The sequence below is a fragment of the Hymenobacter radiodurans genome, from assembly GCF_004355185.1.
Lineage (GTDB): Bacteria > Bacteroidota > Bacteroidia > Cytophagales > Hymenobacteraceae > Hymenobacter > Hymenobacter radiodurans.
This window is the reverse complement of record NZ_CP037922.1, coordinates 3,723,582-3,738,923: the sequence shown is the minus strand read 5'-3', so window position 1 is coordinate 3,738,923 and position 15,342 is coordinate 3,723,582. Positions and strand designations below refer to the sequence as shown.

At 51.3% G+C, this 15,342-nt stretch carries 10 protein-coding genes, 1 tRNA gene and 1 pseudogene; 7 read left to right on the top strand and 5 right to left on the bottom strand.

All coding sequences use genetic code 11. The annotated features are described in order from the left end of the window. Window positions 1-64: 64 nt before the first annotated feature. Together EPD59_RS17060 and EPD59_RS17055 are read left to right on the top strand one after the other, a co-directional pair. Complete coding sequence (locus tag EPD59_RS17060) at window positions 65-607, top strand: redoxin domain-containing protein (RefSeq protein WP_133273839.1); 543 nt, start codon at window positions 65-67, stop codon at window positions 605-607. A 120-nt stretch (window positions 608-727) separates the two neighbouring features. After that, on the top strand, window positions 728-2,731 hold the full coding sequence (locus EPD59_RS17055) for a peptidylprolyl isomerase (protein ID WP_133273838.1): 2,004 nt from the start codon (window positions 728-730) through the stop codon (window positions 2,729-2,731). Between the two features lie 89 nt (window positions 2,732-2,820). On the opposite strand, the gene EPD59_RS17050 is transcribed toward EPD59_RS17055, so the two are convergent. Continuing rightward, on the bottom strand, window positions 2,821-3,168 hold the full coding sequence (locus EPD59_RS17050) for a cupin domain-containing protein (protein ID WP_133273837.1): 348 nt from the start codon (window positions 3,166-3,168) through the stop codon (window positions 2,821-2,823). 200 nt (window positions 3,169-3,368) lie between these two features. On the opposite strand from EPD59_RS17050, the gene EPD59_RS17045 reads away from it, so the two are divergent. Next, complete coding sequence (locus tag EPD59_RS17045; RefSeq protein WP_133273836.1) at window positions 3,369-4,196, top strand: serine O-acetyltransferase; 828 nt, start codon at window positions 3,369-3,371, stop codon at window positions 4,194-4,196. Window positions 4,197-4,279: 83 nt separating this feature from the next. After that, window positions 4,280-5,199 (top strand): annotated as a pseudogene (cysK, locus tag EPD59_RS24195) (cysteine synthase A). 158 nt (window positions 5,200-5,357) lie between these two features. Here the strand turns inward: cysK and EPD59_RS17035 are convergent. The 3 genes from EPD59_RS17035 to EPD59_RS17025 all read right to left on the bottom strand — a co-directional run bounded on the left by EPD59_RS17035 (window position 5,358) and on the right by EPD59_RS17025 (window position 9,762). Continuing rightward, window positions 5,358-5,431, bottom strand: a tRNA-Ala gene (locus tag EPD59_RS17035). A 167-nt stretch (window positions 5,432-5,598) separates the two neighbouring features. Next, window positions 5,599-9,003, bottom strand: coding sequence for a TonB-dependent receptor (locus EPD59_RS17030; protein WP_133273835.1), 3,405 nt, complete (start codon window positions 9,001-9,003; stop codon window positions 5,599-5,601). Between the two features lie 147 nt (window positions 9,004-9,150). Then, a complete protein-coding gene (locus tag EPD59_RS17025) occupies window positions 9,151-9,762 on the bottom strand; it encodes a C40 family peptidase (protein WP_240731463.1) in 612 nt (203 codons plus the stop codon). 100 nt (window positions 9,763-9,862) lie between these two features. Between EPD59_RS17025 and EPD59_RS17020 the strand changes: the two genes are divergently transcribed. After that, window positions 9,863-11,284 (top strand): FAD-binding oxidoreductase, encoded by a 1,422-nt coding sequence (locus EPD59_RS17020; protein ID WP_133273834.1) that lies wholly within the window; start codon window positions 9,863-9,865, stop codon window positions 11,282-11,284. A gap of 106 nt (window positions 11,285-11,390) precedes the next feature. On the opposite strand, the gene EPD59_RS17015 is transcribed toward EPD59_RS17020, so the two are convergent. Further along, window positions 11,391-11,984, bottom strand: a complete 594-nt coding sequence (locus EPD59_RS17015; RefSeq protein ID WP_133273833.1) for an acyl-CoA-binding protein — start codon at window positions 11,982-11,984, stop codon at window positions 11,391-11,393. Window positions 11,985-12,018: 34 nt separating this feature from the next. Between EPD59_RS17015 and asnB the strand changes: the two genes are divergently transcribed. Both asnB and EPD59_RS17005 read left to right on the top strand, forming a co-directional pair. After that, window positions 12,019-13,926 (top strand): asparagine synthase (glutamine-hydrolyzing), encoded by a 1,908-nt coding sequence (gene asnB, locus EPD59_RS17010; RefSeq protein WP_133273832.1) that lies wholly within the window; start codon window positions 12,019-12,021, stop codon window positions 13,924-13,926. 68 nt (window positions 13,927-13,994) lie between these two features. Beyond that, window positions 13,995-15,341, top strand: a complete 1,347-nt coding sequence (locus EPD59_RS17005; protein WP_133273831.1) for a UDP-glucose dehydrogenase family protein — start codon at window positions 13,995-13,997, stop codon at window positions 15,339-15,341. The last annotated feature ends 1 nt before the right edge of the window (window position 15,342 follow it).

Below are 15,342 nucleotides of genomic sequence, written 5' to 3'. Positions count from 1 at the left end.
CTGACTATTACTTGCAATGAGTAGTATGGCTCATGTACAATAGCGTACCTTAAGCTAAAGGAATATGATTCGTGTAAAATGGTGGCTGGTAGAGACGCTTGCTTTAGTGTGCTTTTTCGTGACCACGCTGCCAGTGTTTAGTCAGAACCCAGGCCGAAGTCCGAAGCAGGTGGCCACAGTTTACGTATTTCTGGCCGAAACCTGCCCAATTAGCCAACAGGCTACATTGGCGCTGCGCAACTTGTATGCTGCATATTCTTCGCAAGGCGTACAGTTTGTAGGCTTGTTTCCTGATCAGCAAACATCGCTGGCCGATATTGCCGCGTTTGGCCGCACCTACAAGGTGCCTTTTCCGCTGAAAATGGATAGCAAAAAGCAGCTTACGCATCGTTTTCAGGCCCGTATCACTCCGGAGGTAGTAGTGGCCTCGGCCGATGGTCGTACCATACTTTACCAGGGCCGCATTGACAATAGCTACGTGCGTCTCGGCCAGCGCCGTACTGTTGTGACCGAGCAGGAACTGCGCGACGCACTAGCCGCTATTACTACTGGTAAGCCAGTGGCCAAGTCACGGACAGAGGCTGTGGGCTGCTTTATTGCAGAATAAAGAAGTTCATCGCTGGGCTAGCGCAGTGATAGAGCCTATTTTGAACTGTATTGTATTCACTAACAACTGCTTAGCGAGTACACTAGCGTCAGCGTCATATTTTGGCTATTTTGGCCATCGATGACCCATCCACTCTTCCTTTTCCGCCTCACCAAACTGCTCGCTTTTGGCTGCCTGAGCAGTTGGCTGGGCGCCTGTACCACGCCGCGCCCCAGCGCGCCAAGTACAGGCTCGGCTACTTCCATCAATAAGTTTACGGCTGACACGGCCCTGCGGCGAATTGCAACCGCGCAGGATGCTCGCCAAATGGCGTTGCTGCTGCCGTATCTGAGCCGGCCCGACGCTACGCATCGGCGTGAGGCAGCCTTAGCTTTCGCCTCAGTGCAGGACAAAGCCGCCACCTCCGCTTTAGTTACCTGCCTCAGCGATACTGATCCGGGTGTGCGCCGCGCAGCAGCATTTGCCCTCGGCCAGACGGCTGATAGTAGCGCTACCCCGGCACTGCAACAGCGTATAGCTGCCGAGCCCGACCCGGCCGCGCGCCGCACTATTCTCGAAGCCCTCGGCCGCTGCCTCACCCGCAATGAGCTAAACACCCTGCTGCGTTTGCCCCCTAGTCTGGCCTCTGATACCGCTAGCATTACGGGTCAGGCTTGGGGGCTGTATCGGGCTGGATTGCGTGGCATTACTTCTGACGCGGCCGTAGCTCGGCTCATGCAGCTGATAGAGTTGCCTAATCCGCATGGAGCGCGCCTGGCTGCAACCAACGCTCTGGCTCGTTCCCGCGGCCTCGATCTGACATTGTATGCCGTTGCCCTCGCCAGAGTAGCCCAGGCCGATCCGGCTTATGCTGTGCGAAGTGCCGCTACTTCTGCCTTGAGCAAAGCGGCCGAAGCACCATCCGTGCCCAGCGTTTTGGCCGCTATCACACGCCGCGACCCCGAATATCAGGTGCGCGTGAGTGCGCTACGGGCGATGAATGCAGCCATGTATGTGCCCGTAAAAGAAGCAGCATGGGCGGCCCTAACGGATAAAAATGATCAGGTGGCGCTAACGGCGGCAGAGTTTTTTCTGACTCATGCTGCCCAAGAGCCGGGTACGCTATTTCTGGAGAAAGCCAATAAGCTACAACCGTGGCGGGTGCGGGCAACGTTGCTAGCCGCTGCCCTCAAACAGCGGGGAGAAGGCCAACAAGCTATTCGTGGAGCCGTGCAGGAACGCTACACCGCCGCCACCGATCCGTATGAGAAAGGCTATTTATTAAAAGCGTTAGGCGAAGACCCGAGTGCTTACGAATTCGTTTCTGCGGCCACATTTGCCCCCCAGCAGCCGGTCCTTATCGGGACGTATGGTATGGAGGCGCTGGTAGCTATGCGGCGCTTACCCGACTTTCCAGAAGCCCAGTATCCGGCTTTTGCCTTGCTGTTGCAGCGGGCTGTGGGCAGCGGTGATGTAGCCGTTATGGGCCTCGCTGCCGAAGCCATCCGAGACCCCAAGCTGAATGTGCAGCCGCTGCTGACCTCTATCGACTTTCTAACCCAGGCTCGCGACAAGCTCACCATGCCCCGCGACCTCGAAGCCTGGCAATCCCTGCAGCAGACGATTGATTATCTAACCAAAAAGCCCCCCACGCCGCTCGTAACCTCGTCCTCCATCGTGGCGCACCCAATAAGCTGGACAACGATAAGTAGGATTCCGACTGGGCAGCGGGCTATTGTGCACACGAGTAAAGGCGATATTGTCTTTCAGTTGCTGGTGGAAGCAGCGCCGGGCTCGGTGGCCAACTTCGTGGAACTGCTGGAGAAAGGTTTTTACAACGGGAAAAACTTCCATCGGGTCGTGCCCAACTTTGTGGCTCAGGGAGGCTGCCCGCGCGGTGATGGCTGGGGCAGCACCGACTATAACCTTCGCTCCGAATTTGCTGACCTGCGCTATGGCGCGGGGGCCGTTGGGCTGGCCTCAGCTGGCAAAGACACCGAAAGCTGCCAGTGGTTTATCACTCACGCCCCCACGCCCCACCTCGATGGCCGCTACACAATTTTTGCTCAGGTTGTCGGTGGGCTTGATGTAGTAAGCCGACTGGAGATCGGTGACAAAATTGACCGCATTGAGTTGGTACGCTAGCACTTAGCTTTATAAAAAAGCCCCCCAGTCAGCTTTCAGATTACTGTAAGCTGACTGGGGGGCTTTTTTGCGGTGAAGGAAGCGCGGCCTTAGGCCTGCTTGTCTTCGCGGCCGTGTACTTGGTAGGGAGGAGTGGTGGCTTCTACAGCCGTGAAGGTTTCCAGAATTTTGTACGTATGCGAGGCTCCTTTGGGCACCACCCACGAATTGCCGGGCTCCAGTATGACCACTTGGCCCTCGGAGTGTAGCTCGGCGCGGCCACTAATCACATAGCCTACTGTTTCATAAGGCCGCGATACGGGCTCTTTGTCGTCGCTGGGCTGCTCATTTTCCCAGAGGCGCATGGATATGTTCTTGCCTGAGGCGAGGTACTTTTCCCCGTCGTTGCCTTTGGGCGAGTGCTGAGAATCGACTTTGATGATAGTGGAATCGGACATAAATGGGGTGTTTTGGAGTGAAGTGTCGGAGGTTGTGCTTTCATAACGAGCAAGGCAGTGTTGCGGTTGTCTGCGTGTAGCTGCCCCAAACCTTCGCTACTACCGATTGTTGCTGCTACTTCAAATGACGTTATCTTAGGCCCAATGGGCCTGTCAAGCTGCCCCAGAGCAGCCATATAGCGCCCTTACGCATACTCTTTATGTCCGAAGAATTTGTTCAGACGCTGGCTTTAGCACACCAACAAGCCACCGTTCCATTGCCAGCGCACGCCTTTTGCCATTGGGCCGACCAGCTACTGTCTTTGTTATTCCCTGAGCGTGCCGACCGCCAATTATCCAGCGCCGATGCCGTAGCTGCCACGTTGAGCCACCTCCGTGCCGACCTGACGGCCTTGCTTCGCCCTATTCTGTCTCTCCAGGCCCCTGAGGCCGTAGCATCTGCCTTAGGCGCGCAGCTCCCGCACCTGCGGGAATTGTTGCTGCTCGATGCGAATGCCATTGTGGCCGCCGACCCTGCCGCGCAGGGGGTAGCCGAGGTAGTATCCACGTATCCGGGTTTTTACGCCATCGCATTGCACCGGCTGGCCCATGCGCTGCACCAGTTAGCGGTTCCTCGCGTGCCCCGGCTGCTCGGTGAGTACGCCCACACCCGCACCGGCATTGATATTCATCCTGGCGCCCGTATTGGTTCTTCCTTCTGTATTGACCACGGCACCGGCATTGTGATAGGTGAGACGGCAGTCATCGGGGCCCATGTCAAAATATTTCAGGGGGTTACGCTGGGCGCCCTGAGCGTGGCCAAGCAGCTGCAAGGCATTAAGCGCCATCCAACTATTGAAGATAACGTAGTGGTGTATGCCAATGCAACCATCCTAGGGGGCAGTACGGTGGTAGGTAGCCACAGCATTATCGGCGGCAACGTCTGGCTGACTGATAGCGTCCCTTCCCATTCCCGTGTTTATCATAAAGCACAGCTCCATGTGACCCGCACCGAAGATCCCAGTGCGGATATTTCCTTTTCCATATGAATTCCGAATAGACAAGCCAACATTGTTTCTGGTGGCTTGTCCCTGATAATTAGTCTCTTACATCTACCTACACACATCTGAAAATGAAAGCAAATACCATTCTCGACACCATCGGCAATACTCCCTTACTGCGTATCAATCGCCTTTTTGCCAACCGCCCCGATGTGGAAGTCTGGATGAAGGTGGAACGCGCTAATCCCGGCGGCAGCATCAAAGACCGTATTGCCCTTTCTATGATTGAGCAGGCCGAAAAAGATGGTATCCTCAAGCCCGATAGCTTGATTGTAGAGCCAACTTCCGGCAATACCGGCGTCGGTCTGGCTATGGTAGCGGCCGTAAAAGGCTACAAACTTACTTTGGTGATGCCCGAATCAATGTCGATTGAGCGCCGTCGTCTGATGACAGCGTATGGCGCGAACCTGGAGCTGACACCGCGCGAGAAAGGCATGAAAGGCGCTATTGAAAAAGCCAATGAAATCGTGCAAAACACCCCTGGCGCCTGGATCCCTATGCAGTTTGATAACCCCGCCAATATTAAAGTGCACGCTGAAACAACCGCTCAGGAAATTCTGCGCGACGCGCCCGAAGGCTTCGACTATCACATCACGGGAGTTGGCACGGGGGGCATATTACCGCTGTGACGGAGGTGCTTAAGCCATTATTTCCGAAGATGCTGACCTTCGCCGTGGAGCCTGAATTGTCGCCGGTTATTAGTGGCGGTGCCCCTGGCCCGCATCCTATTCAAGGCATCGGCGCCGGCTTCATTCCTAATAACTTGCACACGAATATTCTGGACGGCACCATCCAGGTAAGTCAACAAGCCGCCTTCGATATGGCACGTCGTGCAGCCCGCGAGGAAGGGATTTTTGTGGGTGTTTCGTCTGGGGCCTCTTTGGCCGCCGTAGCTCAAAAGCTTGCCGAAATGCCCCAAGGCAGCCGCGTGCTCACGTTTTGCTATGACACCGGCGAGCGGTATCTGTCTGTAGAAGGGTTGTTTGTGTAAGGTGCAATAATAAGTAAAGAAAAAGCCCCCAGAATATGTCTGGGAGGCTTTTTTCTGACTTAAGACTTGATGCCTACTGAACAGCAACGCTCAGTTGCTTACGGAATCTGAAGTCCAAACAAAAGGCCCAGCTGGATAAGCCGGGCCTTTTGTTTGAGTGGAGAATATCGGAGTCGAACCGATGACCTCTTGCATGCCATGCAAGCGCTCTAGCCAGCTGAGCTAATCCCCCATTTCTGTTATGCCATTCACCTTCCGTGTTTGGTGGGACAAAAGTACGGCGCGTTTCGGATTCTGCAAGGCTGGGGGGCTTTTTTTGGCAAATCTTTTCCATTGCCACTCAAAAAAAGCGGCCGGAGAATTTCTCCGGCCGCTTTCAGAATCAAGTAATAGCTTGGCTTAGTTGAAGATGTAGCGCAAGCCAAACTGCATGAAGTAAGTTGATGTCAGCGAGTTATTATTTCTGAAAGTGGAAGTAATAGGCTGATTGCGGTCTGTAGCCAAACGGAAAGTTGGGCGAGTTGTTCCACCTGGATTAACCGTGGTATTATTGGTTGTCACGTTAGTTGGAACCAAGATAGAAGCATTGTTAACAGACTTGAATACGCCCCAATTCTCATTGAGCAGGTTTCCTACATTGAAAATGTCAAGCGTAAATTGTAAAGTGTTACGCTTGCCGCCAAGGTCCATGAAAAGATCCTGCGCAAGTTTCACGTCTACTTGATGACGCCATGGAAACTTTGCACCGTTGCGTTCAGCGTATTGGCCCTTGCGGCTTCTCAAATAGTCATCCTGCTCGATGTACTGGAAAAATAAGTCTTCCTGGCGGGCTCCACTCACGTTGTTAGGCGCCGCAGTAGTACCGTAGTTGAAGTCAGAGAAGTCGATCTCCGAACCATCTTTCGGTATATAGATCAGATCATTTGAAGTCTGACCATCGCGGTTGAAGTCACCCCCGTAAGCGTAAGAAAAGCGACCTTGGGTAGAACCTTCATAGAACAATGAAATGGTGGTTCCTAAGTGGCCAAGGTACTCCTTACGATAAGACAAAGAGCCGATTACACGATGAGGTACAACGTAGTTAGCGTAGCTCAGCTCGGGGTTGTTCGAGTTATTAACGATTTGGGTGTTCGACCAAGTATTCAACAATTGGTCGCCGCCGCCATCAAACAAAACTTCAGCGTTGCTGCGTACATACGCAACCGAAGCAAATAAGCCTCCTTCAAAGCGCTTTTCTAGTTTGCCTGCTACTGACCAGTAATAGCCCTTTGTTCCATTGTCTAGAACAACAGTATTGAAGGCTTGTGTACCTAAGGGGTTACCATTAGCTACTGGCTGGTTTGGGCCCGGGTTAGTAGCACTAGGGGTAGCACTACCTGGAGTTAGCGGATTAATAAACTTGTTGAAAACAGCATTTGGATAGATCGGCCGATTATCTGGGTAACCAGCGATGTTCAGCGGCTGCGCTTCTACTAAGTTGGGGTTACGGCCTAGTGCTACGGTGAGGTCTTTGTTATAAATACCTTCCAAGGTACCTACTATGCCAAAAGGCAATTGAGCATCAACAGCTAAGCTGCTCTTCCAAGTCTGTGGATTTTTGAAATCACGATCAGTTGCACTAATTGTACCTGGTACTTGGGTACCAGCTGCTGGAGGAGTATCTGGACGGTAAGCTGCTGGATCCGGATTAAATGGACCAGGAGTATCGTTACCTGAAGAGGTAGTAGTCAACTGAATCATACCAGCGTCACCAGACTGAGATACAATCCATACCGTGGGAACACGGCCAGCGAAAAGGCCGCTGCCACCACGTACTTGTAGTGTGCGATCACCTTTTACATCATAATTGAAACCTAAGCGAGGTGACCATAATACGCGGTTCTTAGGCAATATGCCTGTGTCGATCTGCTCACCGTTAGCAAATGCTAGGCTTGCTACAATTGGATGTGTTTGAATCTCTTTTACATCCAAATATGAGTTCAACTCAGCTCTTAAACCTGCAGTTATACGCAACTTATCGGTTACGTTAATTTCGTCTTGAGCATACACGGAGCCCTGAGCTGTTTGAAAGCGAGGGAAGGCCTGCTCAAAACCAGGTAGCAATGAATAGGTAAGAGCGAAATCACGGGGCTTCGCGCCATTTTTGAAATCATCCCACGAGCTGAAGGTATAATAGCTAGTGGCAAAGCGCTGGAAGCCGTTCTTGGTGTTTTGCAGATCGAATTGGAAGCCAGCCGTGAGATTGTGAATACCTGCTGTGAAGTTCACAAAGTCAACAACCGAATAGGTTTGTACATCGCGTAGGTTGCCATACGTGAATGGTTCGTATCCGAAAGAAGTGATAGGATTACCAGTGGTGCCAGGGCTACCATCCAAGATATCTACGAATGGGAAAACCTCGCTATCTGAGCTACGGGGATCATTCTGATTAGTGTAAGTAGCCCGTAATGTATTGAAGAACTTGCCTCCAAAAGTAGAGTTGGCCTCAACAGCCAGCGAGTAAAAGTTCTGTTCCTGATAATAATTAGAGTTCTTATACCACAAAGCAAGGTTGCTGGTACGAGCGTTAGCACCGAACTGAAAGTTACCTAAAGGGCTTCTAGATCCACTAACAAAGCTGGGTGACTTGCTCTCTACTTGGTTGTAACGAACAGTAAGCCGGTGGTTGGTGCTGATATTCCAGTCAAGACGTCCTAAAAGGGTAGTACGGTCGGTTTGGAAGGAGTAACCAGAGTAGGGTCCGGTCTCGTAGTTATAAGTATCTCGCAGATAATTGCTGAATTCATCTAATTGAGCAGCAGTGGGACGCACAACGTTGGCGGGCGTACCAGCAACACCATAAGGTTGCTCCGCTGAAGAAACTACGCTTTGCTGACCAGGGCTAGTTCTATCAAGCTTTTCGGCATTAACAAAGAAGAAAAGCTTATCCTTAATAATGGGACCGCCTAACCGAAAGCCGTATTGCTTTTCTTCCAACTTTTGCTTTGTAAATGTTTCGTCGCCTACTTCATTGCCTTGTAGCTTGTCATTTCTCCAGTAAGTATAAACTGAGCCGGAGAAATCATTAGTCCCGGAGCGGGTTACGGCATTCACGGCGCTACCAATGAAGCCTGACTGACGCACGTCGAAAGGCGTTACGTTTACTGTGATTTCCGACACAGCATCCAGTGAGATAGGGTTACCACCAGCGGGAAGGTTGCCTCCAATACCGAAGTTGTTGTTGAAGTCAGAACCGTCAATAGTAATGTTATTTTGACGGAAGTTACCACCTCCAATAGAGCCGGAGGAAGTAGATGAAGCCTGGGGCGTCAAACGAGTGAAATCGTTTAGGTTACGCGTGATAGTAGGTAGACGCTGAATTTCTTCGGTACTGATGTTAGTAGTAGAACCGGCGCGGCCACCGCTGAGTACAGAGCGCGAATCTTCGCCCGTCACAACTACACCAGCCAGTTGAGTGGTAGCTTCACTCAGGTTTACATCTAGGCGCAGTACCTGACCCAAAGTTAAAGTGATGTTCTCCCGTACAGCTTCTTGGTAGCCAATGAACGTAACACGCACGTTATAAGGACCACCTACACGCATGTTTTGTAGGTTGAAGCGTCCCTCAGCATTAGTAGGAGCTACATACTGCGTGTTGGTAGGTGTGTGAACAGCAATAACTGTTGCTCCGGGCAGCCCTGCACCAGTTTGATCGGTAATAATACCGGTCATAGCTGATGTGGTAACGCCCTGCGCCCAACCCAGCCTCGCTGTACAGACGCTAAGCAGAAACAACAGCAAGTAGCGTAAACGTAACTGTTTCATAGAGAGAAAAAAAGGTGAAAAAAGAAGAAGCCAGACGACGGCGCTACAAAAGTACTGATGACTTTGTAGCTATGCATTATCGAATCATTAACTATTCTACCAAAAGTTGATAGATCCAATTTGCGGCCGCAAAGGTAGAAGGCAATTTCACAACTTGGGTCGGACAGCCTTAATAAATCTGCTGAGGTAGTAATCAGTATCTAAACTGTTCTCAGTAACCCCTAAAGAGCTAGAAGCGTGAATAAACTGCACACTTTCGGCTGTGGCTTCTGTTACTAAGCCAACGTGCGTGATGCGGTTGCTACCGGGTGAAGCACCAAAAAATACTAGATCACCTACCTGCAGTTCTTGAGAACGAACTGGAGTACCCCATTCTGCTTGCTCATTAGAGGAACGCGGAATGTCAACGTTGATAGCACTAAACGAGGTAGCGAGAAGTCCTGAGCAATCCATTCCCAGACGGGTTGTACCGCCCCATTTATAGGGAGTACCTTCGTATGACCGCGCCGTCTGAATAACAGTGGCCAACTCTCGGCTGATATTGGCAGGCAGCTTCCGTCGGGCACCACGCTTAGCTACTACCTTCGTCTTTCCTCGGGACGATGCATATTTACTCTTTGATTTAGAACCGCCTTTGCGCCGTTCAGCGGCCTTTATTCGGGCCATTTCACGGGCTGAGTAGTAGCGCCCGTTGCGGTAGTTTACTTTTTTTGCGCCGCCGCAACTGGCCAGCCACACCAGCGTCATTAGTAGCAGCATAGCGATTAGGCGGCTATACTGTCTCGAAACATGTACCTTCGTAGGGTGTTTCTGCATTGGCGCAAAGATACTCGAATCAGTCATTTGCTTTCAAATTTCGATGAATTTTCAACCGCTCACCCCCGAATTACTGGTGGCTTTTGAGGCCATCGTGGGCCCTGCACACCTTTTCACGGCTCAACGCGCTGAAGCCGCCGCTACTGCTGATGCCTACGCCGACTATGGCCGCGACCACACAGAGGATCTGCATTTTGCTCCTGACGTTGTATTACGTCCGGCTAACGCTGAAGAGATCAGCCAGATTGTTCGTTTGTGCCATCAGCACCACATTCCTGTCACGCCGCGCGGTGCAGGCACTGGGTTGAGTGGTGGCGCTTTGCCTATACACCATGGCGTGGTGCTAAGCACGGAGCGCCTTAATAAAATTATTGAAATCGACGAGCGAAACCTGCAGGCTACTGTCGAGCCGGGCGTTATCAACCAGGTGTTTCAGGAAGCAGTACAGGCGAAGGGCTTGTTCTACCCGCCAGACCCTGCCAGCAAGGGTAGTTGCTTTCTGGGGGGCAATTTGAGCCAAAGCAGCGGTGGTCCGAAGGCCGTAAAGTATGGCGTGACCAAGGACTATGTGCTCAATTTGCAGGTAGTTCTGCCTACTGGTGATATTATTTGGACGGGAGCCAATGTTCTGAAAAACGCTACCGGCTACAACCTGACTCAACTGATGGTAGGGTCGGAGGGAACGCTAGGTATTATTACGCGCGTCGTTTTTCGGCTTATTCCGCACCCGAAGCAGGATATCGTGTTGCTAGTGCCTTTTCGCGACCAGACGCAAGCCGCCGCTGCAGTCTCAGAAATATTTCGGGCTGGTATCGTGCCTTCCGGAATGGAGTTTATGGAGCGTGAGGCCATTGAGTGGTCGGCGCGCTACCTGAATATTCCGCTGAATTTGCCCCCCGACATCACCGCGCACTTGCTTATCGAGCTGGATGGCAATGAACTGGAGCAACTGTACAAAGATGCCGAACTGGTCTACGGTGTACTAGAAAAGTATGACATCGGCGAAATACTGCTCGCTGACACGGCTACTCAGAAAGAAGAGTTGTGGAAAATACGTCGCAACGTGGGGAATGCCGTCCGATATAACTCTGTGTATAAGGAGGAAGATACCGTAGTTCCTCGCGCCGAATTGCCCACATTATTGAAAGGAGTGAAAGAGATTGGGCAGCGCTACGGATTTACTTCGGTATGCTACGGCCACGCTGGCGATGGCAATCTGCACGTAAATATCATTCGCGGCGACCTTGATGATGCTATGTGGCACAAGGGCTTGGCTGAGCCGATCCGGGAGATATTTCAACTTTGTGTGAAACTGGGGGGGACCATCTCAGGTGAGCACGGTATCGGGCTGGTGCAAAAGCCCTACATCGGCATCGCGCTGGGAGAAGCGCAGCTGAACTTGATGCGCGGTATAAAAAGCGTATTCGACCCGCATGGTATTATGAATCCCGGCAAGATTTTTTAAAGCACGCATAAAAGAAGCCCCCCAGAACTAATCTGGGGGCTTCTTTTATAGTCTTAATTAAAAACTGACTAGTTGCCCGGCTTACGGGCTGGCATCAGTGTAGGCCTCAAACCGATTCTTGGTCGCCCTTCAGCTTGTCTTCGCCGCCATACGGAGCACCAGCTGTAATATCACCGCGCAAGCCGCCAGTAGAAACGCCGGGGCCTGTGCCGGGCTGCTGGGAGGGAGTCGTATTTTCAGGTTTTACCTGCGAACCAGTTGCTGGCTGCCCTGATCCAGTTATAACGGAAGTTTGCTCGCCAACTGGACCTGCTATTTCATTCACCTTTTCTATATAGTGACGTTTCGCATCTTCCTCGCTTACACCTTTAAACTTGCTCCACGAGTCCCACTGCGCCTGCGACATGCCAGGTGTGCCACTAGGATTATCGGGGCTATCGTCGCCCACTACTTCGCCTTTGGTATCGTGGTCGCCCTCCGTTGCTTGTTTATATAAGCCATAGAGTTCGGTCATATGCGGTGCGGCCTGGTCGCCGGGCAGGTTGTCTACGCGAGAGACGGCGGCTTCGAATTGTTGCTGTAAGTCCATTTGCTGCTGAAGGTTCATGGCAAAAATGAGTGGGAAAAAGCAGTAAGCTAAGCTGTGTACTACCGTGGCACGGCTTTGGTTGCAGATGCTTGCGGCTACTTTTTTGGGCACACGTCTTTATAGTTTGTACTTTTGCCCGCCTATTATGTGTGGAATTACTGGAATATTCGCTTTCTCCGACGCTGGTCGCAATTCGCTAGCCGCATTGCCAGCCTCAACTGATGCCATTATCAGCCGTGGGCCTGATTCGCAAGGGCATTATGTATACGACAATGTAGGCCTCGGCTTTCGCCGGCTTGCCATTCTTGACCTTTCCTGCGACGGCAATCAGCCTATGACCGATGAGTCGGGGCGGTATACGATTGTCTTCAATGGTGAGATATTTAACTTTCGCGAGCTACGACAGCGCCTTGTTCGCAAGGGGCATCAGTTTCATTCCCAAACTGACACGGAAGTCATTCTGCGCCTATATATTACAGAAGGGCGCAGCTGCCTGAAAAAGCTCAACGGCTTTTTCGCCTTGGCTATTTACGATAAAGAGGAAGATTCGCTGTTCATCGCCCGCGACCGAATGGGGGTTAAGCCCTTGCTGGTTTATCGCGACGAGGACAAGCTGTTCTTTGCCTCCGAAATGAAGTCGCTGTTGGCTTTGGGAGTGCCGCGCAAGATGGATTATGTGGCCTTGAGCCACTATTTGCAGCTCAACTACATTCCTGGCCCGGCTACTATCTTCAAAGGTGTCAAGAAATTGCTGCCCGGCCATTATTTGTATGTCAAAGGCCAAAAGGTAGTCGGCAAAGCGTGGTATCGGATTCCCTACGATCCTAAAAAGACGCAGAAGAATAAGCTCAGCTACGAGGAGCAGCAAAAGAAACTGCTGGAATTGATGGACGATGCCGTAGCACGCCGCTTGGTTGCTGACGTGCCATTAGGCTCTTTCTTAAGCGGTGGCATCGATTCTTCCGCTATTACCGCTCTCGCTGCTCGCCATACGCCTCACCTGAATACCTTCAGCATAGGTTTTCGAGACGAGCCCTTCTTTGATGAAACGAAGTATGCCAATCTGGTAGCCAAAATGCACCAGACGAACCATACGGTCTTTTCTCTGACAAATCAGGACCTCTACGATCACATCTTTGATGTACTAGAGTATATCGATGAGCCCTTCGCCGACTCTTCAGCGTTAGCTGTGTACATCCTTAGTAAGCGCACGCGCGAAAAAGTGACTGTTGCTTTATCTGGTGATGGTGCTGACGAGCTTTTTGCTGGCTACAACAAGCACATGGGCGAGTTTCAAATCAGGAATGGTGGCTTCAAAGCCGAGGCTGTTGCTGGACTCGACTTCTTATGGGATATTCTGCCCAAATCGCGCAATTCGTTTTTTGGCAATCGTATCCGTCAGTTTCAGCGCTTCTCCCGTGGCATGCTTAGCGGCCCAAAAGACCGCTATTGGGACTGGGCCTCCTTTGTGAGCGAGCGCGACGCCCGCAACTTGCTAAGCCAGGCATCACGGCGTAAAGTAGGGAAGAAGTTGGCCGAAAAGCGTCGGCGTGACGTGCTTCAGCACTTACATGCAGATGGTGACTTGAACGAGGTGTTGCTCACTGATATGAACTTGGTGCTACCAAATGACATGCTTACGAAAGTGGACATGATGAGTATGGCAAACTCGCTGGAAGTAAGGACGCCATTTCTGGATTATAAAGTAGTCAATTTTGCTTTTTCTCTTCCCGTTGAAAGCAAGATCAACGCGAACATGAAAAAGCGCATCGTGCAGGATGCTTTCCGCCCAATGTTACCGCCGGAACTATATAAGCGTCCGAAGCATGGCTTTGAAGTGCCGTTGCTGAAGTGGTTTCGCAATGAGCTGCGTCCTCTAATAACCGACGATCTACTTTCTGACGATTTTATTGAATCTCAGGGCGTTTTTGACGTAGACGCCGTACGTGCGCTCAAGACGCAGTTGTTTTCTAGTAACCCTGGTGATATTCATGCTCGTATTTGGGCCCTTATTGTGTTCCAGCATTGGTGGAAAAAATGGATGATGGGCTAATTTGCCCCCCAGTGTTGCCCCTCAATATAAAATCATAAACTCAGAATTTTCTTACCCTTTCATACACTATGAAAATTGCAGTAGTAGGCACCGGTTACGTAGGTCTGGTTACAGGCACTTGCTTCGCCGAAGTTGGCATTGATGTTACATGCATTGATATCGACCAGAAAAAGATTGATAACCTCAAGAAAGGCATTCTACCTATTTATGAGCCTGGCTTGGAGGAAATGGTTTCGCGAAATGTAGAGAAAGGCCGTCTGCACTTTTCTACCAGCCTCGCCGAAAGCATCCACGATGCCGACGTAGCCTTTATTGCGGTAGGAACGCCCCCCGGCGAAGATGGATCTGCTGATCTGAAGTACGTGCTGGCAGTAGCCCGTGGTATTGGTGAGCATATGAACAGCTACGGGGTTATCGTCACTAAGAGCACGGTGCCCGTTGGCACAGCTGCGAAAGTGCGTGCCGAAATCGAAAAAGCACTGGAAAAGCGCGGTGAGAATATCGATTTTGATGTAGCCTCTAACCCCGAATTCCTGAAGGAAGGTGCCGCCATCGACGACTTCCTGAAGCCCGACCGTATCGTAGTTGGTGTAGCGTCCGAGCGTGCGGAAGAGGTAATGACCAAACTGTATAAGCCTTTTCTGCTCAATGGTCATCCTATCATCTTCATGGATATTCCTTCGGCTGAAATGACGAAATATGCCGCTAACTCCATGCTAGCGACCAAAATTTCGTTTATGAACGACATCGCCAATCTATGTGAGATTATGGGCGCCGATGTGAACAAGGTTCGCCAGGGTATTGGCTCTGACGCTCGTATCGGTACTAAGTTCATCTATCCAGGTATTGGCTACGGCGGCTCTTGCTTCCCAAAAGACGTAAAGGCACTCATTAAAACAGCCGCTGAGAATGGCTATGAGATGCAGGTGCTAAAAGCTGTCGAGAATGTCAATGAGGCGCAGAAGTCAGTACTATTCGACAAAGTGAATAAGCACTTCGGCGGCGATCTGCAAGGTAAGAAGATGGCCATTTGGGGCCTTTCCTTTAAGCCCAAGACCGATGATATGCGGGAGGCTCCTTCTTTGGTGATTATTGAGCGCTTATTGGAAGCTGGCTGTACAGTATCGGCCTACGACCCAGTTGCTATCAAAGAGGCGAAGCACTCGTTGGGCGACCGTATCACGTACGCCAAAGATCAATTTGATGCACTGATTGATGCTGATGCCCTGCTTATCGTAACGGAATGGCCAGAGTTTCGCTCACCCAATTTCGAAGTTCTGGGCCGCTTGATGAAGCAAAAAGCCATATTCGACGGTCGTAATATCTATGATGCGAAAGAGCTAAGCGAGATTGGCTTTACTTACCATTGCATTGGCATCCGAGCCAACCACAAGGAGCCAGTAGTTCAGGCGTAGC